14 protein-coding genes, 2 tRNA genes and 3 rRNA genes are annotated in these 23,350 nt (G+C 38.0%); 6 read left to right on the top strand and 13 right to left on the bottom strand.

Annotated elements, in window-relative coordinates; all coding sequences use genetic code 11:
• From GS03_RS07685 to thrS, 12 genes are all read right to left on the bottom strand, one after another.
• Entirely contained in the window at nt 1–1,296 is a 1,296-nt protein-coding gene (locus GS03_RS07685) for a DUF418 domain-containing protein (protein WP_210726608.1), read from the bottom strand.
• 56 nt (nt 1,297–1,352) lie between these two features.
• Nucleotides 1,353–1,805: a nuclear transport factor 2 family protein gene (locus GS03_RS07690; RefSeq protein ID WP_136151961.1), complete on the bottom strand. Its 453-nt coding sequence runs from the start codon at nt 1,803–1,805 to the stop codon at nt 1,353–1,355.
• A 9-nt stretch (nt 1,806–1,814) separates the two neighbouring features.
• Nucleotides 1,815–2,990 (bottom strand): DUF1624 domain-containing protein, encoded by a 1,176-nt coding sequence (locus GS03_RS07695; RefSeq protein ID WP_136151962.1) that lies wholly within the window; start codon nt 2,988–2,990, stop codon nt 1,815–1,817.
• Nucleotides 2,987–3,433, bottom strand: a complete 447-nt coding sequence (locus tag GS03_RS07700; RefSeq protein WP_136151963.1) for a VOC family protein — start codon at nt 3,431–3,433, stop codon at nt 2,987–2,989. Before GS03_RS07700 ends, GS03_RS07695 begins: the two co-directional genes overlap by 4 nt.
• A gap of 300 nt (nt 3,434–3,733) precedes the next feature.
• Nucleotides 3,734–4,477 (bottom strand): hypothetical protein, encoded by a 744-nt coding sequence (locus GS03_RS07705; protein ID WP_136151964.1) that lies wholly within the window; start codon nt 4,475–4,477, stop codon nt 3,734–3,736.
• A 165-nt stretch (nt 4,478–4,642) separates the two neighbouring features.
• Nucleotides 4,643–6,481 (bottom strand): histidine kinase dimerization/phosphoacceptor domain -containing protein, encoded by a 1,839-nt coding sequence (locus GS03_RS07710; protein ID WP_210726609.1) that lies wholly within the window; start codon nt 6,479–6,481, stop codon nt 4,643–4,645.
• Between the two features lie 128 nt (nt 6,482–6,609).
• Nucleotides 6,610–7,347: a LytR/AlgR family response regulator transcription factor gene (locus GS03_RS07715; protein WP_136151966.1), complete on the bottom strand. Its 738-nt coding sequence runs from the start codon at nt 7,345–7,347 to the stop codon at nt 6,610–6,612.
• A gap of 171 nt (nt 7,348–7,518) precedes the next feature.
• Complete coding sequence (locus GS03_RS07720; RefSeq protein ID WP_136151967.1) at nt 7,519–10,437, bottom strand: M16 family metallopeptidase; 2,919 nt, start codon at nt 10,435–10,437, stop codon at nt 7,519–7,521.
• Between the two features lie 374 nt (nt 10,438–10,811).
• On the bottom strand, nt 10,812–11,156 hold the full coding sequence (gene rplT / locus GS03_RS07725; protein ID WP_126745177.1) for a 50S ribosomal protein L20: 345 nt from the start codon (nt 11,154–11,156) through the stop codon (nt 10,812–10,814).
• A 177-nt stretch (nt 11,157–11,333) separates the two neighbouring features.
• On the bottom strand, nt 11,334–11,531 hold the full coding sequence (rpmI, locus tag GS03_RS07730; protein ID WP_136151968.1) for a 50S ribosomal protein L35: 198 nt from the start codon (nt 11,529–11,531) through the stop codon (nt 11,334–11,336).
• Nucleotides 11,532–11,560: 29 nt separating this feature from the next.
• Complete coding sequence (gene infC, locus GS03_RS07735) at nt 11,561–12,058, bottom strand: translation initiation factor IF-3 (protein WP_210726627.1); 498 nt, start codon at nt 12,056–12,058, stop codon at nt 11,561–11,563.
• Nucleotides 12,059–12,134: 76 nt separating this feature from the next.
• Entirely contained in the window at nt 12,135–14,081 is a 1,947-nt protein-coding gene (thrS, locus tag GS03_RS07740; protein ID WP_136151970.1) for a threonine--tRNA ligase, read from the bottom strand.
• Nucleotides 14,082–14,321: 240 nt separating this feature from the next.
• On the opposite strand from thrS, the gene GS03_RS07745 reads away from it, so the two are divergent.
• From GS03_RS07745 to rrf, 6 genes are all read left to right on the top strand, one after another.
• Entirely contained in the window at nt 14,322–16,808 is a 2,487-nt protein-coding gene (locus GS03_RS07745) for a T9SS type A sorting domain-containing protein (protein ID WP_136151971.1), read from the top strand.
• A 745-nt stretch (nt 16,809–17,553) separates the two neighbouring features.
• Nucleotides 17,554–19,065: ribosomal RNA gene (locus GS03_RS07750) — 16S ribosomal RNA — on the top strand.
• Nucleotides 19,066–19,153: 88 nt separating this feature from the next.
• Nucleotides 19,154–19,227, top strand: a tRNA-Ile gene (locus tag GS03_RS07755).
• A gap of 89 nt (nt 19,228–19,316) precedes the next feature.
• Nucleotides 19,317–19,390, top strand: a tRNA-Ala gene (locus GS03_RS07760).
• A 130-nt stretch (nt 19,391–19,520) separates the two neighbouring features.
• Nucleotides 19,521–22,403: ribosomal RNA gene (locus GS03_RS07765) — 23S ribosomal RNA — on the top strand.
• A 117-nt stretch (nt 22,404–22,520) separates the two neighbouring features.
• Nucleotides 22,521–22,630 (top strand): 5S ribosomal RNA (rrf, locus tag GS03_RS07770).
• Together the 16S, 23S and 5S rRNA genes with 2 tRNA genes alongside form the textbook arrangement of a ribosomal RNA operon.
• A gap of 135 nt (nt 22,631–22,765) precedes the next feature.
• On the opposite strand, the gene GS03_RS07775 is transcribed toward rrf, so the two are convergent.
• Nucleotides 22,766–23,290: a 2'-5' RNA ligase family protein gene (locus GS03_RS07775; protein WP_136151972.1), complete on the bottom strand. Its 525-nt coding sequence runs from the start codon at nt 23,288–23,290 to the stop codon at nt 22,766–22,768.
• Between the last annotated feature and the right edge of the window lie 60 nt (nt 23,291–23,350).

Raw genomic sequence — 23,350 nt, forward strand, 5'->3', positions numbered from 1 at the left:
TTATTGCTTTTTAAATGGATATTTTTTCAGATAACTCAAATATCGCCAACCCCATTCTAATGGTCCGAAGTAAAAATATTTTAGCCAAATCGGGCTAAGAATCAATTGGAAAATCCAAATAGAAAATACCACATATAACAATTCGTGACGTTGCAATTTACCGAATAATCCAAAACCAACTCCGGTAAAAACAATCATGCAGATGATGGAATGCATTATGTAATTGGTCAACGCCATTTTACCCACAGCAGCCAATCGGATTTTTAACCACATTAAGATAGGTGATTTGCAAAGTATCATTATCATTCCGATGTGTCCCATTGAAACAGTAACTCTTCCCAAATCATAAGTGAGATACGATTTTGAAAAGCCCAAGAAGGAAAAATCACTATCCAAAATCGTTTTGATTTCGTAATAATTCACGCTTAAACCAATGCCGTATCCAATTAACACCATGGTCAAATAAAAGCGATACGATTTTTCAGCCGTTAGTATTTTCAATTTAAAGAAAGCAATACCCAATAACATCATGCTCAAGACATCCCATAAATCATATCGAAACGTATCATGCATATTGAATTCATTGTTAACTGGTACTAAAAAAGCTACCACATCAAAGTATCCTTTGTGCATGTTGTCGTTATACTCTTGAACGCCTTCTGCTGATCTTTCTGATTCTCTTTTTTTCCATTTCTCGTCAGCTTCAATAAGCTCTTTAGTTAACTCTTTTCCTTGAGCTTTGTAGACTTTAATTTCTTCGACCTGACTTATTAATTTAACATTGTTAGTATAGTCGGAGTAAGTCCATAATACTCCTAAAGAGAATAATACAGCCGCAATACTAATTAATTTTTTGGGAGCCAAATTTCTAAACGAATACAGCAAAAATCCCATCAAAGCATAGTTGTATAAAATTTCACCAACCCAAAGCAACAAATAACCATGCACTAATCCGAAAACCAGCATCCAGCTCAATCTTCTGAAATAGATATTGGCAGCTTCGATTCCCGCGCCACTTTTTTCAAGGCGGTCTAAAAGGACAAACATTCCCACGCCAAACAAGAGCGAAAACAAACCCCTCATTGTACCTTCAAAAAACAGATTGGTAGTAATCCAGGTGATTAAATCCCATCCTTCATAACCGCCTGAAACGGTTGGGTCATCATAGGCTCTGGCGAGACCAAAACCATTAATATTCATCAGTAAAATGCCAAATAATACGATGCCTCGCATTACATCCAGGGATTGAATTCTGTAGTCGTTTTGCAATGGCGTAATTTCTGTTTCTGTTGTCATAAATTGGTTGGTTTTGGTTAGTGCTATTTTAACGAATCATATAATATATTATTTTGTTATGGTGTCTTTTTTATAAGTGTGGAATGTAATACTTTGATTTCCCATCTTTTTTCGTTTCTTACTGCAATGATTGTTTCCAACCAGTGGATAGAAATTTTTTGACCATTTCTTATTATTTCCGAATGGAGATTATAAGATGTCCAGGCGGTATTTTTATTGACTGTCGTGCTGATAAAATCAAAGTTATTAATCCGCTTGAAATCAATTGCCGTATTTAATTTTATCGCTTTTCGAATCAAGGTATCGCAATTCCAAACCTCTCCATATTCGTATAATACCAAATCTGCTGCACTTACTTTCTTTAAGGCAATGGAATCCCTATTAGACAAGGCTTCAAAAAATTCCACAACTATTTTCTGCACTTCTAATTGGTCTTTAGAAAGAAGTTTTTGTGCCTTTACTAAAGTTGAAGTAGCGAGTAAAATAATTAATAGTGTTAGCTGTTTCATTTTATCTTTTTATAAATAACTCAACCACCATTTTTCTTTGTGGGATTGTTTGTAAGCATCAAATTTTTTACATAAAGGATAAAGTAAAAGGATTACTAATATCCAAACGAGATAAACCGTAATCAGATTAAAACCATAGCCTTTCAATGATTCTACTTTGATAATAAATTTTGGCAACACCAATGCATTCCAGCCAAATCCTGTAAAATACGCTGCGAAAGCTGCCATAACGTGTATCAGATAAATGTGTAGAATATAATAGAAAAAAGGAACTCTACCGAAGACGCAAAAGAAGTCGACTACTTTGCCTTTTAGTTTTTCGGCATTAGCCAAAAAGAGAAGACTGCAACCTAGAGTTATCAGCAAATACAATAATGATGGTGGATATTTACTGACGTTAAAAATAGACATCAATGTTTTGGAAGTATTGCCATAATTAGTCCATTTTACCGGATCACCATAAGTATTCAAAGCAATAAGAATAACGAAAAGTACCAAACTGCCAATGCCTAAACCATTCAATATTTTTTTCCTTTTTGCTGCATCAAAACTGCTGTCGTAAAGCGAGCCAAAGCAATATCCCAATGACATTACGGCAATCCAAGGGATTAAAGGATAGGCTGTACGTAAATAATATCCCTCAGTCCATTCAAAAAGTTGTACTTCGTGAAGCAGGGACCATAAAACATTGCCTTCAAAATGAATGTTGTCCAAGAGATTGTGCCCAAAAATTATCACAAGGCTAAACGCCAGAATCAGTTTTTTTGGAAGATGAATCAACCCAGCTAAAACAATCATGCTTACGCCCAATTGCCAGATAGTTTGCAAACCGACATGTCGGAATTGAATATCAAATTTCCAGGCAAAAGAAATAATGATGATTTCGACAAAAACCAGCCATAGTCCGCGTTTGAATAAGAAACCTGATAATTCTGCAGGTGATTTTCTTTTACCGATCATAAAGGCTGAAGTTCCCGCCAAAAAGCTAAAAGCCGGCGCACAAAAATGCGTTATAAAACGGGTGAAAAAGATAGGCCATGACGTCTGTTCAGGATCAGTAGGATCAAAAAAGAAAGCAGAATAATGAAAATAATCCCTAACATGATCGAGCGCCATAATGACCATGACCAAACCTTTTAAAAGGTCGATGGATTGTATTCTTTGTTTTGTAATTGTCTCTATCATTTTGCAACGCTATTAACTTCAATCCAATAGCCATTCGGATCTTGAAAGAAAATTTGCTTAATTCCGTCTGCTCGAATATTTATTTTATTTGGTGTTCCGGGCCAATCTGAATAGGAAATATGTTTCTCTTCTAATCTTTTAACAAAGGCATCAAAATTGGAAGTATTCAATGCAAAATGAACTGCTTTATTAATCGTAACCGGTTCTTTCAGAATTGAAATCAGATGCAATTCTTTTCCTTCGCCAAAAGAAAACCAACGAATACCTTCTATTTTGGCTTTATTAGTGATTTCCTGCAATCCTAAAACTTCTTTGTAAAAAGCAGCTGATTCGTCTAGGTTTTTAACGGATAAGGCTAAATGATTAAAGGAAAAAGAACTTCCTTCCTGCGCTTGAAGTATTCCGAAAAATGGAAATACAATGAGTAATACAATTGTTTTCATTTTTTTGATTTATGAATTATTTACCACCCATTTTCATAAATGGTTTTAATAAACAACGATTTGAGGAGGAATAAAAGCAAAATCATTTTGTAGGTAAAGGATAGATTTTGCAACAGCTATTTCAAAAATAGGAATAATCTACTGATTTTCAATATTTTTTTTATGAAGCGAAGTTTATGAAATGAAAATAACACCAACATGATTTTAAAAAAGTTAATTGATTTTTCATTTTAATTTGGTTTTAAAAAAAACCCACAAGACGCTTGAAATCCTGCGGGTTTTTAGCAACACTAATTAGTATTATTTAGAGCTCAAATCAGCACGGTAAAAAATTAATTCACTCCAACTGTCGTTAGTATATTCACTAATATTATCAATGTAAAGATCAAAAGATCCTTTGCCGTGCACTTTTTCATAAGTTTCTTTAAATGGTTTTCTGAAACCTTCTGTTTTTTCTTTTAACCCTTGTTTAAATCTTCTGGCAATTGCAAATTGCGGAGCTCCTGAAGCATTAACCTCGTAAACTGCAACAGACATTCCGTCTGCAGCCCATACTTTTTTCAGATTTTTAAGCATTGTTAGCACTTTGGCACCACAACCTGGTTTTGGATAGATGTGATTAATTTGAACTTTATCGGAGTAATCGCCAACAGCTACAGTGCTTAATGAATCGATATACACAGAATAACCACTTGAACCTCTATCAGTTAAATAAATGGTTACACTTTTGTTCCAATCGTTGTTGTGGGCTTCATTGATATCGCCACGAGCGTCTTCTGATTCCCATGTTTTTGGACCTTCAACGACATGATAACCGCCGGCATCTGGACCAGAAGCGATTTCAAAAACACGCCATCTAACATCGCCAGTGTGGTATTTTTGAGCATGATTTGCCAGGGCTTTTTCAAATTCAAGCACCTTGTCAACTTTTGGAAATATGCGATTGGTAGAAATCACATTTTTGCTTTGGCTTATACCTAAAAATGGGATAAGCAATGACAGAAGAAATAGGGACTTAATCTTAAGTTGGAAATTGTTTTTCATAATTATTGGTTTTTATGTTAATAGAATCACTTTTAATTCTAACACTAAATAACTGATAATCATCTACGGTAAAAAGTAGGTTAGGACGAAACAGTTTAAAAACTGTCCGAAGAATGGGTTTTATTTATCGGAGGAAGAATTAATACTTTAGTCTTGATACTAAAGTTATGCAGCTTTCATTTTAAAATCGAAAATAAGTTTGGTTCCGTTTTGGTTTTCTTCGGTCATGGTTCCGTTGAGTTGTTGTGTAAGAAGCGAAACGAGTTGTCCGCCAAAGCCGGTTCCGTGGGTAACTCCCGATTTTCCAACACCATTATCGGCAATTTCCAGTCGGAGAATATCGTTGTCCTGTTTATGAAGTTTGATAGTGATAGTTCCTTTTTCTGAATTTGGGAAAGCATATTTGATGCAATTGGTCAACAATTCATTTACTATTAAGCCTAGCGGAACTGCGGTATCAATATCTAAATCGAGATTTTCCATAGCCAGTTGCAAGTCGATGCGTTGCTCTACACCAAAGCTATCGAGAATGCTTTCGCTCAAATTTAAAAAGTAGTCCTTCATCTCTACGGCTCCAAGATTAGTGCCTTGATATAGTTTTTGATGCACAATGCCAATAGAGTTTACACGATTTTGACTTTCTGACATGGCGTCTTTGGTATTTGGATCGTCAATTTGGGATGACTGTAACGCCAGCAAACTCGAAACTACTTCCAGATTATTTTTTACACGATGATGAATTTCTCTAAGAAGTAATTCGTTTTCTGCATTTTTTACATCCAACAAATGGTTTTTAGTTTCTAAATCGTCATTTAAATGAGCCAATTTTTTATTATTACTCTGTTTTATATAGTAAATACGATAGAGCGCAATCAGTAATAGAATTGTGATTATGAGGATAATGGTAAATATAGTTTGCTGTTGCTGTTTTTGAGACAATTTTTTGTCTTGTGCCAATAGGTTTATTTGAAGTTCATTTTCCTTTAAGCTTCTATCATTGATTTCTGTTTCATAATTTAGACTTTCTGCTTCGTATTGTTTAAAATAGAATAAGGCATTTTTATAATCTCCTTTTAATTCATAGGTTCCAGCAATAAACCCAAGAATATCAAGTGCCCGCTTTCTGCTTTGCAACATTTTATAGTTCTGATAACACTTTTTGTAAAAGTGAATTGCATCATCATACTTTTCCTGATTGCTGCTGATATCTCCTAATATACCATAAGCATAAGGGATATTAGCGTTTTTAGTAATGCCATAGCGAGCATAAATTTCTAATGCCTTCAAAATATTTTCTTTGGCTTGCCTATATTGTAATGTGGAAATTTTCGATTGATTTTTAGGCGGATAAGTATTCAAATCTCTTCCAACAGCACTGTAATACCATGCATGACTTTGTGGTTGCTTGATGTATTGCAAAACAAATTTTATTTTATTATTATATACATCTATTGAATCGCTATTGACATAAGAATAATACAATACCAAACCTCTGTAAATTTTGTAAAGCATCAACGCATTATTCTTAATTCCTTTATTTTCGTATGACTTACAACTTTCCCGAAGGTTGGCTAATGCTAAATCCTTCCCATCATAAGTTCGATATCTAAGATAAAAATATCCTTTCGCTGCTTTTGCCTTTGCAATATCATCTTCTGATTTAAACTCTGATGACAATGCTATTGCTTTTGAAACTAAGTTTAGCGCTTTTTTGCTTTCGCCATTTTCCAGTTTAATTCCTGCCCAAGCATACAAATAATCGAATTCCAGTTGAATGTTTGGTTTATTTTTTTTTGCAAGCTCCACATATTTCCAACCGATGCTTCCAATAGAATCTAAGGTATTGTATGTTTCATTTATTTGCAGATAATCAATTCTTTTTAAATAAATGGCAGCTATTTCTTCGTAAAAAAGACTTTCATTTTGTTTTAATGTATTTATTGCTTTTTCATAATAATAAACGCTTTTCTCGTAATTGTATTGTGGCATATCTTGATACCACATAGCCTTATTAATAAAATCATTACTAATTTTTAAAAGATTTGAATTGCTTATTGTACTATTGTTTTGGCACAACGCTACATTATACATAACTAGTAATATATATAGCAATTTCACTTTCATTTGACAGGTTATATTTTTTGAATGTGTTGTAGCAATTGCTTCTTTAAATCGGCACTTATCGGAATGGCTTTTTTGGCAATAACTACATGGCTGTTAGCTATTTCATCGATGTGAAATAAATTAATGATAAACGAACGATGGATGCGCATCAGATTATTTACCAGTAGTTTTTCTTCTAAATCCTTTAAAGTAGCCACCAGTAAATGCTCTTTGTCTTTGCAATGTATTTTACAATAATTTCGTTCGGCTTCAATGTATAAGATGTCTTGAATATTGACTTTCACCATTTTGTCATGACTGCGGACAAAAATAGCATCACTGAGTACAAAATTTTCTTCGGAAACTCCGTTCTCTTTTTTAGTATTTTCTTCTTCAATTCGTAGTACTGTCAACTCAATGGCACGTTGTAAATCGAGTTTTTTGAATGGTTTGGAAATAAACGCATACGGATTGACAGCTTTGGCTCTGTTGAAATGCGTTTCATCTGAATTGGCAGTCAAAAAAATGGTTGGAATTTTAAATTCCTTTTGAATTAAATGCGCTAAATCAATTCCATCCAAATCGCCTTTTAAATTAATATCCAGCAAAAGAATATCGGGTTGTTGTGCTCTGATAAGTGGTAAGACTTCTTCTGCTCTTGGAATAATTCCGATAACTTCATATCCTAAATGAGTAAGCTGCAACGAGATGTTTGCAGCAATAATCATTTCGTCTTCTACGATAAGAATTTTTATTTTTTCTTCCATAAAAACAAAGGATACAGTTAAATAATTAGAAATACATTTAAAATTATTATAAATATACTACAATAATTCAATCTCTGTTGTTTTTTTTAATTACCGAATAAATCCCAATAATAAAAAATCCCAATCTCATTAGAAACGAGATTGGGATTTTGCTTAATGCGGGATTCTTACTTAGTAATTAAAAATTTCTTCTAAGGATACTTCTTCAATATCGCCCAGTTTTTTTAGAGCTTCAAAATCCAGACTTTCTTTTTTACCAATGATGGCAGTGTTGTACTGTTTGGTTTTCACTTCTTTGTTAAAGAAATTATTAGTGGCATCCAAAGTCAAACCCTGTATGTCTTTAAAGATGTCTTTACGAATATCATAATCGAAACCAAGTTTTTTCAGGCTTATTTGGTTGAAGAAAATATTGGTTTTGATAATACGGCTGGATGCGATTTGTTTCAAACTCGATTCTTTAGCATTGTTAAACTGTTTGTCAATTTTTGGCATATCGGCCAACAAAGCATTAATGGCATCAACAGCCTGTGGTAATTTATTGGCTTGTGTTCCGATAGAAACGGTCATGTAATCGTTGAGGTTTTTGTCAGAAGCCAAACCATAATTGGCACGAGCTGAATAGGCTAATGATTTTGACTCTCTGATTTCCTGGAATACGATAGAAGACAATCCCGATCCAAAATACGAGTTGAATACATTTACTGTTCCTGCAATTCCGGCATTGTATTTTGCACCTTTGGCAACTCTGGTCATTTCTGTTTGAACCATGTCGTAATTGGCAAAATAAACTTTGTTAGTTGTTTCCGGTTCAGCATATTGTTTCGGAGTTGGAATTGCTTTGTTAGCGGCTAAATTATGGTGCTGCCCTAAGGCTGCAACTATCGGATTCAAGTCGTTACCATAGAATAAAATCTGGTGCTCATAGCTTGTCATTCCTTTAACCAAATCAGCTAGAGCATTGACATTCATTTCTTTTAATTCCGTCGCTGAAAGAATGTCTCTGAAACGGGAATCTTTACCATATTTAGCATAATTCACCAAAGCATTCAAAATACTTTCTTTACGTTTTTTAGCATTGGCTCTGCCGTTTAAAATGGTTTCCACTTGAGTGTCATAAACAGCTTGATCCGCTTTTACATTTTTTAGTAAATCTTCAAGCAGGGCAATTCCTTTTGGTAAATTGTTTTCTAATCCCGAAAGCGAGATGTAAGTCATGTCATTAGTGAAATTTACCGAATATGAAATTCCGATTTTGTAGAATTCTTTTTTTACATCTTCCGGGCTCATTTTATTGGTTCCCCAATAGTCTAACATTCCGGCTGCTAATTGCAATTTTTTATCGTGATCAGAACCCATGTTGAAAACATAGTACAGATTTGAAATGGTATTGGTATTGTTTTTTATAAAACTAATATTGGTATTTTTTACTTTTTTGGTTTGAATTGCTGATTTGAAATCAACAAATACCGGAGCTGAATCAGTTGATGTCAGCTTTGCAAAGTCTTTATAAAATTCTGATTGCGAATCTCTGTTTAACTGAACAGGTGTTATTTTTGGGTTAGATACGCGAACAAGCTTGTCATTCACACCTTTTCTTTTATAGATAATTACATAATTGTCCTTAAAGAAATCATTGGCAAACTTTACGATATCCGCTTTGGTTATTTTAGCCAATTCATTGACTTCGGATAAATTTTTCTCCCAACTGATGCTTTGTGTATAGTTTCTGTAGATTGAAGTTGCTAATCCGTCAGCAGTCTCGTAGGTTTTCATTACATCAAGCTTTCTGTTGTTTACAATCGCCTGAATCATCCATTCGTCAAATTCCCCTTTTTTTACTTTATCAATTTGGGATAACAATAAAGCTCTTCCTTCTTCCAGCGTTTGTCCTTCTTTAGTACTTAGGTTTAACCCAAAATAACCATATTCATTAAAGGTACTTGCGAAACCCTGAGCGCTCAATGCCAGTTGTTTTTGGTTGATGTTAAGGTCGATAAGACCAACATCTCCGGCGTTAGATAATATTTCAGAAGTCATATCAGCCAATAAAGCTTCTTTGGTTCCGGTGCCCGATGTTCTCCAGGCCATGGTTAGTCTTTCGGCAGTCGGACTTTTTACTTCTCTTGAAACTATTGAAGTCATAGGTTTTTCGGTCACTAATTTCTTCATCGGCAATTCTTTATATTTGAAAGAGCCAAAGTATTTATCGACCATTTTGATTGTTTTGTCAAAATCTAAATCACCAACCAAAATCACCGCCATATTATTAGGCACATAATACGTGTTGAAATAGTTATTAATGGCAACCATTGAAGGGTTTTTCAGGTGTTCTGATTTACCGATGGTAGTTTGTTGTCCGTAAGGCGTATCGGGAAATAAGGCACTCATTAATTCAAAACTAACCAAACGGGCGTCGTTGTCCTGAGAACGGTTGAATTCTTCGTAAACGGCTTCCAATTCGGTGTGGAAAAGACGCAATACTAATTCGGAGAAACGCTCTTTTTCAACCACCATCCATTTTTCTAATTCATTTGCCGGAATATTGTTTTTATAAACCGTTTCATATAAGTTGGTGTGGGCGTTAGTTCCTTTGGCTCCTAAAGATGAAATGAGTTTGTCATATTCATTGGCTATCGAATATTTTGAAGCTTCCTGAGAAACTTCGTCAATTTGTTTGTAAATCGCTTTTTTCTTTTCAGGATCGGTTTCTGCTTTGTGTTGTTCGTACAAATCTGAGATTTGAGCGATTAATTTTTTTTCAACTTCCCAGTTTTGCGTTCCTATTTTGCTGGTTCCTTTGAAAACCATGTGTTCTAAATAGTGAGCCAAACCAGTATTATCACTTGGGTCATTATTGGAACCGGTTTTTACAGGAATATAAGTTTGTATTCTTGGTTCGTCGGTGTTTTGGGCTAAATATACTTTTAGTCCATTTTTAAGTGTGTAAAGTCTAAGACCTGTGTTGTCATTTTTGACAATTTCATAAGTGTAACCTTGTGTGTCAGTTTTTTTTTCTGTCGAAAAAGTTTGTGCTGAAGATGTTGCTGCCACAAATAATAAGGTGCAGGCTAGTAGTGTTTTTTTCATGTGAGAGTTAGTTTTTTCAAAAATACAGATATTCTTTTTGATTGTATGTTAAAGTTAGTAGTGTGTATTGAAATTTTGTTACAGCCTTAAATTCAATAGGCTAAATGAAACTGAATTTGAAGTTCAAACGGTTTTGCGTTAGCGATTGCAGCAAGTACCATGTACTGCGGAAAGCGCGGCCCGAAGGGAAACGCCATAAAAAAATCCCAACCTTTCGACTGGGACTTTCTATTTGTAAGTAAGTTAAATATTTGATATTAAGAGGAGGAAGCCTGATGATCTTAAGGTGTTTTTGATTTATCAAAAACAAAAAGGCTAATCTTTCGACTAGCCTTTCTCTATTTATAAGTAAGTTAAATAAGTTGTACAAACGTTTATTTTACTTTTTTAAGTACTGCTTTGAAAGCTTCTGGGTGATTCATTGCTAAATCGGCAAGAACTTTACGGTTCAATTCGATTCCGTTAGCTTTTACTTTCCCCATAAACTGTGAATAAGACATTCCTTCTAAACGAGCTCCAGCGTTGATACGTTGAATCCATAAAGCACGGAAATTTCTTTTGTTCACTTTTCTGTCACGGTAAGCGTAGCACATTGCTTTCTCAACCGCGTTTTTAGCAACCGTCCAAACGTTTTTACGACGACCAAAGAAACCTTTGGCTTGCTTCATTATCTTTTTTCTTCTTGCTCTTTTAGCAACTGAATTTACTGATCTTGGCATAATTTTTCTGTTTTTTTGTAGCTGGCGTACCGAATTTAATCAAGGTAACTTTGTGGCCATACTCCAAGGTTATTTAAATAATTTTTAACCTAAAGAATTTTAAAATAGTTAAAAGGGAAAAGGCATAAGGCAAAAGTTTTAAAACTTATCCCTTTTTACTTTTCACTTATCCTTTATTTAGATGATTCTTAATTGTTGTTTGATGCTTTTCTCATCTGTTGGGTGAACCAAAGCAGAATGTGTTAAAGCTAACTTACGCTTTTTAGATTTTTTAGTCAGAATGTGACTTTTAAAAGCGTGTTTTCTCTTGATTTTTCCAGAGCCAGTTACTTTGAATCGCTTCTTAGCACTGGATTTTGTTTTCATTTTAGGCATTTTTTCCTAGTTTATTTAATTTAACTTACTTACTTTTTCTTTTTTGGAGCAATGAACATAATCATTCTCTTTCCTTCTAAAACCGGCATAGCTTCCACTTTTCCGTATTCTTCTAAATCTTGCGCCAAACGCAATAATAGAATCTGACCTTGCTCTTTATATATAATCGAACGTCCTTTAAAGAAAACAAATGCTTTCAATTTTGAACCTTCTTTTAAAAACTTCTCAGCATTTTTTCTTTTAAATTCGTAATCGTGCTCATCAGTCTGAGGACCAAAACGTATTTCTTTTACAACAATTTGTGTAGACTTTGCTTTGAGCTGTTTGTCTCTTTTCTTTTGTTCGTAAATGAATTTTCCATAATCCATTAATTTACAAACCGGAGGAACGGCATTTGGAGAAATTTCTACCAAATCTACTTCTTGCTCTTCAGCTAAACGTAGTGCATCGGAGAATTTAAATACTCCTGGCTCAATGTTTTCTCCTACTAGACGAACTTCTGAAACGCCACGAATTAATTCATTTATTCTGTGGGCTGCTACTTTTTCTACTCGAGGGCTATATCCTCTGTTGTTTCTAATTGCTATGGCTTTATTTTTTTAATTAAACTTCGAATGTTTTTAATGTTTTTCCTATTTCTTCATTCACAATTGCTGCAAATTCTTCAATAGTAACCGAAATATTTCCTTTTCCTTCCTGCCCTTGACGGCGTACAGAAATGGTTCCGTTTTTTGCTTCTTCCTCGCCAACTATCAGCATAAACGGGATTTTTTGAACTTCGGCCTCTCTAATTTTCTTCCCAATCGTCTCGTTGCGGTTGTCAATTAGGGCGCGAATTTCGTGATTTTCTAGCAATTCTAAAACTTTTTTCGCATAATTTTCATATTTCTCGCTTAAAGACAATATAATAGCCTGTTCCGGCATCAGCCAAAGTGGGAAGTTTCCTGCGGTATGTTCTAGTAAAATTGCAATAAAACGTTCCATCGAACCAAAAGGCGCTCTGTGAATCATTACCGGTCTGTGCAATTTGTCATCTGCTCCTTTATAGGTCAATTCAAAACGCTCCGGTAAATTATAATCCACCTGAATGGTTCCCAATTGCCATTGTCTTCCTAAAGCATCTTTTACCATGAAATCCAGTTTCGGACCATAGAAAGCTGCTTCACCATATTCTATTACGTAATTCAACCCTTTGTCGCTAGCCGCATTGATAATGGCCTGTTCTGCTTTTTCCCAGTTTTCATCACTTCCGATATATTTATCTCTATTTTCTTTATCTCTCAAAGAAACCTGAGCTGTAAAGTTTTCAAAGCCTAACGAACCAAAAACATACAATACCAAGTCGATTACATTTTTAAACTCCTTGTCCAATTGATCCGGAGTACAAAAAATATGGGCATCATCCTGAGTAAATCCACGAACACGAGTCAAACCGTGTAATTCTCCAGATTGCTCATAACGGTAAACTGTTCCAAATTCAGCATAACGTTTTGGTAAATCTTTATATGACCAAGGTTTGTTGTTGTATATCTCACAGTGATGCGGACAGTTCATAGGTTTTAGCAAGAACTCTTCACCTTCAGCCGGAGTGTGAATTGGCTGGAAACTATCAGCACCATATTTAGCATAGTGACCGGATGTAACATACAATTCTTTTTGTCCGATATGTGGCGTAACTACTTGTTCGTAACCTGCTTTTTTCTGCGCTTTTTTCAAAAACTGCTCCAATCTATCACGTAAAGCAGCTCCTTTTGGTAACCATAATGGCAAGCCTTGACCCACTTTTTGTGAAAACGCAAATAAGTCTAATTCTTTACCAAGTTTTCTGTGGTCACGACGCTTCGCTTCTTCAAGTAATTCTAAGTATTCAGTTAAATCTTTTTGCTTCGGAAACGAAATTCCGTAAACACGCGTCAATTGCTTGTTCTTTTCGTCACCGCGCCAATAAGCACCGGCAACACTCATGATTTTCATAGCTTTGATAATTCCGGTATTCGGAATATGACCACCACGACATAAATCGAAGAAATTAGCATGATCACAAAACGTTATCGTGCCGTCTTCAAGATTCGAAATCAATTCTGTTTTGTACTCGTTATTTTTGTAGATTTCCAAAGCTTCAGCCTTAGAAACCGGACGCATTTTAAATTCATGCTTCTCTCTCGAAACTTCTAAAACTCTATCTTCAATAGCTTTAAAGTCAGCATCGGTAATTTTTTTATCTCCAAAATCAACATCATAATAAAAACCATTGTCAATCGCCGGTCCAAGCGTCAATTTAATTCCGGGAAATTGCTCTTCCAAAACCTGCGCCATAACGTGCGAAGTCGAATGCCAAAAAGCTTTTTTGCCTTCTTTGTCATTCCATGTATATAATATAAGAGAACCGTCGGTGGTTAATTGGGTTTCCGTTTCAACTGTTGTGCCATTAAAAGCAGCCGAAATCACATTTCGGGCTAATCCTTCACTGATGCTTTTCGCAACATCCATCGGAGTTGTACCTTTCGCAAACTCCTTAACCGAACCGTCAGGTAGTGTAATCTTTATCATTATTATAAATTTAGCAAGCGCAAATATAACGGATTGATAAAGTACAAACAATAATTATTTTTAAATTAATTTATTAGTTCATGGATGTAATAAGGATTGGGTAATGTGAAATGGTATAGAAATAAAATAAATTCTGTGATTAGTAAAATTCTTAAGAATTTAATTACCTTTATATTTCTATCTATTATAGCAACCAAAAATAAACAACAGAAGCTAACTAATGCTAAATTAACTCAAGGAATGAAAAAAATTACACTACTTCTTTTTGTACTGTCAATCAAACTTTGTTTTGCTCAGGACGGACATATTGACCCTACGTTTAATCCAGGAGACAGAGGGAATGGTTATGGCGATGGGATGGGCACCTGCACGGCAATGGCATTGCAGCCTGACGGTAAAGTTTTACTTGGTGCATATGAGGATTTGTATAATGGTAGATATGACGGCAAAAGTTTTTTTCGCGTAAATGCGGACGGTGATGCTGATGCCACTTTTAATATTGATGGTACCGGCCCTATGTTTGGTGACGTGAATGCTGTTGTAGTACTTTCGAGTGGAAAAATACTCATTGCAGGAACTTTTACAAATTACAATGGTACGGCTATCAACAGGATTGCGCGCCTCAATGCTAATGGTACACTTGACGAGACTTTTACTGTAGGTGAAGGAGCTGATGGAGAAATAAGGTCAATGGCATTGTTGCCAAATGGAAAAATTGTAATTACTGGCGAGTTCACAAAGTATAATAACATTTCACGAACTAGGATAGCGGTACTAAATGTGGACGGGTCGCTCTATACTAGTTTTAATCCCAATTCAGGGCCTAATTATCCTGTCACTGCAGTAGCTGTGCAGGCAGATGGAAAAATTTTAATTTCAGGCAGTTTTACCTATTATAATGTAACTCCGGTTTCTTCTCTTGTGCGGATTAATGCCAATGGTTCAATAGATAATTCCTTTACTCCGCCAAATGCCATTCGCGGAAATATTAGTGTTTTAGCTAATGGAAAAATCTTGGGAATCAATACTGATAATCGTTATATTTACAGGTTAAACTCAACAGGAACGTTAGATAACACCTTTAATTTTGGTTACGCAGGAATTGAGTATGAATGTAGAAACATCTATCCGCTTCCGGATGGAAAGATTATAGCATCGATGTTATTCAAAAATGATATCTCATCGACCGACGATGATGTAAAAAAATTGGTGCGTCTGAATTCTGACGGTTCTTCAGACAATTCTTTTTATATTGGGTCGGGTACAACAACTTACGATTTGGATAAATATGCAGTGCAGTCCGACGGTCGCTTATTAGTGAGTGGTTTCTTTGTTAATTACAATGACAAGATAGTGAAGGGCGTAATGAGGTTGAATACTGACGGCACCTACGATCCTAGTTTTAATGGTGGTACAAATGGGTCAAATGGCGAAGTGACGGATATCATGATGCTGCCCAATGGTAAGATGATCATACAAGGACCTTTTTCCGAATACAATGACGTCCGTACAAGGGTGGCGAAGTTAAACACAGATGGTACCGTAGATACTTCTTTTACGTGCAATATTTCTACTAATGATACACCACAACCCATAAATGCCATAGCCCTGCAGGCTGATGGAAAAATCCTTGTAGGAGGAATTTTTACTTTTAGAGGGAGTACCGTCAGTAATATCTTTAAGAGGCTTAATAGTGACGGAAGTATTGATTCTTCCTTTAATTATACCATCATAACAGAAACCATTAATGCCATTGCGGTTCAGCCAGACGGCAAAATTCTTATTTCAGGAAAGTTTCCAACCTTCTTTCCGTTTCCATCAGCATATAGAGTATTCCGATTGAATGCCGATGGTACGGTTGATTCTACGTTTGATGCCAATTCAAAAGGGAATTCATCAATTAACAATATTACGATACAGCCTGACGGAAAGATTGTGTTGTCGGGCGAATTTACGACTTATAACGATACAGCCGCAGTCCGCATGGTCCGGCTTGAGGCAAATGGTGCAATTGATGCCTCTTTTAATGTTGGTTTAGGTTTTAACAGCACACCTAATTCAATCGTATTGCAGACAGATGGTAAAATTGTAGCAAGTGGTTTTTTTTCAAGTTTTAATAATACGTCAGTCAATCAATTGGTTCGGTTAAATTCAAATGGAACGATTGATACGACTTTTAACATTGGGTCAGGCCCTTCATCCAGTATCTATACTTTAGCGTTACAACCAGATGGAAAGATATTAGTAGGAGGCCTCTTTACAACCTTTAACGCACAAACCAAATATTTTATTGTCCGACTCAATGGTAATGGCTCGATAGACAATTCGTTCAATACAGTTGGTGGTGGACCTAATTACAGTGTTCGTAAAATTGCATTGCAGGCCGATGGTAAACCTGTTATTGGTGGTTTGTTTGTCAATTACAATGGAATTGGACGAAACCGATTAGCCAGACTCAATCCAGTAGTTTTAGGTATTGAAGAATTTCCTGAATCAAGTAAAAAAGTTAGTGTTTATCCAAATCCTGTAAAGAATATACTCCATATAGAATATCATACCTCAATCCAAAGTATAGCGGTATTTGATTTTCTTGGGAAAATGGTAATAAATAAAAGTGTCAATGCAAATCAATTAGAACTTGACATGTCAGGACTTGACAGTGCACTTTATTTTATAAAAGTAATAACTTCCGATGGAATCCAAAATTTTAAGATTTTTAAGGAATAATGTTTTGCTGGTAATATTTAAAAAATCCGCATTTAGCGGATTTTTTTATGTTGTACATGGTCTCAGAGTTTTGACGGGTAAGCAGTCTCACACGAACGTAGTGGCTACTATAGGAAAGGAGATGCACTTGAAGCACAACATTTGCTTTTCTTCAGGATGTGTTGTCCCGCTGTCCGCACTACACGGTAGTTTGCTTCCATCGGGGCTAAAAAGAACATTTTGCTTCTTAAACATAAATAAAAAAAAACATCTATAAGAATCGTAGAACCAACAGCTTACAAAAAACTTCCAAAAAAGAGTTGTAAAAGGTTTGCAAAAGCAAAAATCTATACTATTTTTGCACCCGCAATTAAGCAACGTTCTTTTTTATAGTTTTTCTTTAAACTTTATTTGAAAAATATTTGGCGGTTTAGATAAAACCTTTTAAATTTATTGTCCCGAATTTTTCCCCTGAAAGTTTAAAATCAAGCAAATAAAAAATAATCTAAAATTATTTTATAAAAAGTTTGTTGGTTAAAAAAGAATAGTTACTTTTGCACCCGCTAAACGAGAGAATAGCGATTTAATCTGAACTAGTTTCAGATTCTAAATACAAGAATACGTTCATAGACATATTGAATTGACAGCCGTTTTAGACAGTGATGTTTAAAACAACAAAAAGAGAGTAAGAGAATCGAAAGATTTGAAAAAAGACTAGCCTTTGTCTAAATTACGAATGCAGAACGCGAGTTCAGCATAACAATATACGATGAAGAGTTTGATCCTGGCTCAGGATGAACGCTAGCGGCAGGCTTAACACATGCAAGTCGAGGGGTAGGGTAGCAATACCTGAGACCGGCGCACGGGTGCGTAACGCGTATGCAATCTACCTTTTACAGAGGGATAGCCCAGAGAAATTTGGATTAATACCTCATAGCATTGCGAAATGGCATCATTTTGCAATTAAAGTTCCAACGGTAAAAGATGAGCATGCGTCCCATTAGCTAGATGGTAAGGTAACGGCTTACCATGGCTACGATGGGTAGGGGTCCTGAGAGGGAGATCCCCCACACTGGTACTGAGACACGGACCAGACTCCTACGGGAGGCAGCAGTGAGGAATATTGGACAATGGGCGCAAGCCTGATCCAGCCATGCCGCGTGCAGGAAGACGGTCCTATGGATTGTAAACTGCTTTTGTACGGGAAGAAACACTCCCTCGTGAGGGAGCTTGACGGTACCGTAAGAATAAGGATCGGCTAACTCCGTGCCAGCAGCCGCGGTAATACGGAGGATCCAAGCGTTATCCGGAATCATTGGGTTTAAAGGGTCCGTAGGCGGTTTGGTAAGTCAGTGGTGAAAGCCCTTCGCTCAACGGAGGAACGGCCATTGATACTGCCAGACTTGAATTACTGGGAAGTAACTAGAATATGTAGTGTAGCGGTGAAATGCTTAGATATTACATGGAATACCAATTGCGAAGGCAGGTTACTACCAGTGGATTGACGCTGATGGACGAAAGCGTGGGGAGCGAACAGGATTAGATACCCTGGTAGTCCACGCCGTAAACGATGGATACTAGCTGTTGGGATTTATCTCAGTGGCTAAGCGAAAGTGATAAGTATCCCACCTGGGGAGTACGTTCGCAAGAATGAAACTCAAAGGAATTGACGGGGGCCCGCACAAGCGGTGGAGCATGTGGTTTAATTCGATGATACGCGAGGAACCTTACCAAGGCTTAAATGTAGTTTGACAGGTTTGGAAACAGATCTTTCTTCGGACAAATTACAAGGTGCTGCATGGTTGTCGTCAGCTCGTGCCGTGAGGTGTCAGGTTAAGTCCTATAACGAGCGCAACCCCTGTTGTTAGTTGCCAGCGAGTCAAGTCGGGAACTCTAACAAGACTGCCAGTGTAAACTGTGAGGAAGGTGGGGATGACGTCAAATCATCACGGCCCTTACGCCTTGGGCTACACACGTGCTACAATGGACGGTACAGAGAGCAGCCACTACGCGAGTAGGAGCGAATCTATAAAACCGTTCTCAGTTCGGATCGGAGTCTGCAACTCGACTCCGTGAAGCTGGAATCGCTAGTAATCGGATATCAGCCATGATCCGGTGAATACGTTCCCGGGCCTTGTACACACCGCCCGTCAAGCCATGGAAGCTGGGGGTACCTGAAGTCGGTGACCGTAAGGAGCTGCCTAGGGTAAAACTGGTAACTAGGGCTAAGTCGTAACAAGGTAGCCGTACCGGAAGGTGCGGCTGGAACACCTCCTTTCTAGAGACGATAAAAAGGACTAGACCTTAAATCATTTAATTCAATTACTCTCGCTGTTAGTTCAAATATTATAATAAGCAAAAAACAGAGTCTCGTAGCTCAGCTGGTTAGAGTACTACACTGATAATGTAGGGGTCCCCAGTTCGAGTCTGGGCGGGACTACTTTGTTTTGTTTATAAAGGAAATTCTGGAGGTTGAGTAACCGTTTGAAGTACTGTTAACTTAGAACTGTTAACTGACCACTAAGAAACGGGGGATTAGCTCAGCTGGCTAGAGCGCCTGCCTTGCACGCAGGAGGTCATCGGTTCGACTCCGATATTCTCCACAGCTTCGAAAGAAGAAAAGTTCATTGACATATTGAGATAAGAAAAAATTTAAAAAGTAGAAAGCGTTTGTTGCTATTTATAGTAATGAACAAAAAAAAACGGTCTCGTTGTTTACAACGAGATTGGGTACAATAAGCAAAATAAGGGCGTATGGGGGATGCCTAGGCTCTCAGAGGCGAAGAAGGACGTGATAAGCTGCGAAAAGCTACGGGGATTGGCACACACGAATTGATCCGTAGATATCCGAATGGGGCAACCCGGCATGTTGAAGACATGTCACACCGATAGGTGGGCAAACCCGCTGAACTGAAACATCTAAGTAGGCGGAGGAGAAGAAAACAAAAGTGATTCCGTAAGTAGTGGCGAGCGAACGCGGATTAGCCCAAACCAGTGTTGTTACGGCAATGCTGGGGTTGTAGGACCACGACATTCTATGCGGATTGAACTGGAATTACCTGGAAAGGTAAGCGATACAGGGTGATAGCCCCGTACAGGTAAGAGAAGATATAGATAGTGGTATCCTGAGTAGGGCGGGGCACGTGAAACCCTGTCTGAATTTGGCGGGACCATCCGCTAAGGCTAAATACTCCTGAGAGACCGATAGTGAACCAGTACCGTGAGGGAAAGGTGAAAAGAACCGTGAATAACGGAGTGAAATAGATCCTGAAACCATACGCTTACAAGCGGTCGGAGCCCTTTCGTGGGGTGACGGCGTGCCTTTTGCATAATGAGCCTACGAGTTAACGTTGCTGGCGAGGTTAAGTATTTAAGATACGGATCCGTAGCGAAAGCGAGTCTGAATAGGGCGCTTTAGTCAGTAGTGTTAGACGCGAAACCGTGTGATCTACCCATGGGCAGGATGAAGCTGTGGTAACACATAGTGGAGGTCCGAACCGGTTGACGTTGAAAAGTCTTCGGATGACCTGTGGGTAGGGGTGAAAGGCCAATCAAACTCGGAAATAGCTCGTACTCCCCGAAATGCATTTAGGTGCAGCGTTAGTTATAAAGTTATATAGAGGTAGAGCTACTGATTGGATGCGGGGGCTTCACCGCCTACCAATTCCTGACAAACTCCGAATGCTATATAATGTTCACTAACAGTGAGGGCTTGGGTGCTAAGGTCCAAGTCCGAGAGGGAAAGAACCCAGACCATCAGCTAAGGTCCCAAAATCTATACTAAGTTGAAATAACGAGGTTTGTCTGCCCAGACAGCTAGGATGTTGGCTTGGAAGCAGCCATTCATTTAAAGAGTGCGTAACAGCTCACTAGTCGAGCGGACGAGCATGGATAATAATCGGGCATAAGTATAGTACCGAAGCTATGGATTTACAGTAATGTAAGTGGTAGGGGAGCATTCTGACATCAGCGAAGGTGTATCGTAAGGTATGCTGGAGAGGTCAGAAAAGAAAATGTAGGCATAAGTAACGATAATGCGGGCGAGAAACCCGCACACCGAAAGACTAAGGTTTCCTCAGCTATGCTAATCAGCTGAGGGTTAGTCGGGTCCTAAGGCGAACCCGAAAGGGACAGTCGATGGCCAACGGGTTAATATTCCCGTACTACTGTTAATTGTGATGGAGTGACGGAGTGATGAAAGTACCGCGAACTGACGGAATAGTTCGTTAAAGCACCTACCTATAGGTCTTGTAGTTAAATGCGCAGGAACTGGGGAAATGCGATAGTACTCGGAGTCTTCGGACAAAGAGATAGTGTACCTAAGGGCTTCCAAGAAAAACTTCTAAACTTAGATTAACAGTACCCGTACCGTAAACCGACACAGGTAGTCGAGGAGAGAATCCTAAGGTGCTCGAGAGATTCATGGCTAAGGAATTAGGCAAAATAGACCTGTAACTTCGGGAGAAAGGTCGCCCCCAGCAATGGGGGCCGCAGTGAAGAGGTCCAGGCGACTGTTTATCAAAAACACAGGGCTCTGCAAAATCGTAAGATGAAGTATAGGGCCTGACACCTGCCCGGTGCTGGAAGGTTAAGAGGAGATGTTATGAGTAATCAGAAGCATTGAATTGAAGCCCCAGTAAACGGCGGCCGTAACTATAACGGTCCTAAGGTAGCGAAATTCCTTGTCGGGTAAGTTCCGACCTGCACGAATGGTGTAACGATCTGGACACTGTCTCAGCCATGAGCTCGGTGAAATTGTAGTAGCGGTGAAGATGCCGCTTACCCGCAGTGGGACGAAAAGACCCTGTGCACCTTTACTATAGCTTAGTATTGGTCTTGGATAAGTGATGTGTAGGATAGGTGGGAGACTATGAAGTGGCGTCGCCAGGCGTTGTGGAGTCATTGTTGAAATACCACCCTTTGCTTATCTGAGGTCTAACCCCGTATTTCGGGGGACATTGCTTGGTGGGTAGTTTGACTGGGGTGGTCGCCTCCAAAAGAGTAACGGAGGCTTCTAAAGGTTCCCTCAGCACGCTTGGTAACCGTGCGTAGAGTGCAATGGCATAAGGGAGCTTGACTGAGAGACATACAGGTCGATCAGGTACGAAAGTAGAGCATAGTGATCCGGTGGTTCCGCATGGAAGGGCCATCGCTCAAAGGATAAAAGGTACGCCGGGGATAACAGGCTGATCTCCCCCAAGAGCTCATATCGACGGGGGGGTTTGGCACCTCGATGTCGGCTCGTCACATCCTGGGGCTGGAGAAGGTCCCAAGGGTTGGGCTGTTCGCCCATTAAAGTGGCACGCGAGCTGGGTTCAGAACGTCGTGAGACAGTTCGGTCTCTATCTACTGTGGGCGCAAGAAATTTGAGTGGATCTGATTCTAGTACGAGAGGACCGAATTGGACAAACCTCTGGTGTATCTGTTGTTCCGCCAGGAGCACCGCAGAGTAGCTACGTTTGGAAGGGATAAGCGCTGAAAGCATATAAGCGCGAAACCCACCACAAGATGAGATTTCTTTTAAGGGTCGTGGAAGATGACCACGTTGATAGGCTATAGATGTAAAGGCAGTAATGTCATAGTCGAGTAGTACTAATAACCCGTAAGCTTATGTACACCTTTTCCTCCGCCGCAAGGCGGAGGAAGAAACTTTCTTTAATTTTTCTTTATCTCAGTATGTTAAGATATTATGTATTGTTCTCGTTTTCAGAACGAGACCCTTGCAAAACCTCTTAAGGTGGTTATTGCGTCGGGGCTCACCTCTTCCCATTCCGAACAGAGAAGTTAAGCCCGACTGCGCAGATGGTACTGCAGTTATGTGGGAGAGTATGTCGCTGCCTTTTTTTTAGAAAGCCCTGTTTCAAAAGAAACAGGGCTTTCCTTTTTTAGTGGCAGCGTGTTCGCAAGCTCGGTTCGCTGCCTTTTTTTTAGAAAGTCCTATTCATTTATTTGATGGGGATTTTTTGTTTAATAAAATTTCAAATTGCAAAGCGAATTTTTTCTGTAATTTCCGAATATTGCTGCCCATCGAATTTTCGAACAAAGATTGCGTCACAGTCAAATTGTAAATTAATTTCTGTGTTTTGGAATAAGTCGTATGCTTTTTTCATTCTTTCAGGATCAAGTTTGCGTGCGATGCTCATGTGGGCGTTGACATTATTGATTTTAAATCCTAAATATTCGTGCAGGTTTGTTATCAATTTGTTGAGATATCGCTTGGAAGATTCGTCAGGCGCAATAAAGAAGGTGTGTGGATCAAAGCTATCCCATTTATTTAAAACCACCTTTTGCGAAACAGCTGTCTTACAAAATTCCCGAACCTTTTCAATATAAAGTAACAGCATCATTTCGTTGTCGAATTGGATTATCGTTATATGAGCATTTGCATCGACACTGCCAAACCAACCAATTTTATTTTTTAGCAATTGTTTATAGGATTTGACCAATTCAATTTGTTCTTGAGTTGGAAAAATGACTAATGAATAAAGCGGTATTTGTTTCATGACTATAAGATTGCGTGAGGGATAGGAGCTAGTCTCGTCTTTGTGACGAGACGTGGACAG

The sequence above is a fragment of the Flavobacterium sangjuense genome (assembly GCF_004797125.1).
GTDB lineage: Bacteria > Bacteroidota > Bacteroidia > Flavobacteriales > Flavobacteriaceae > Flavobacterium > Flavobacterium sangjuense.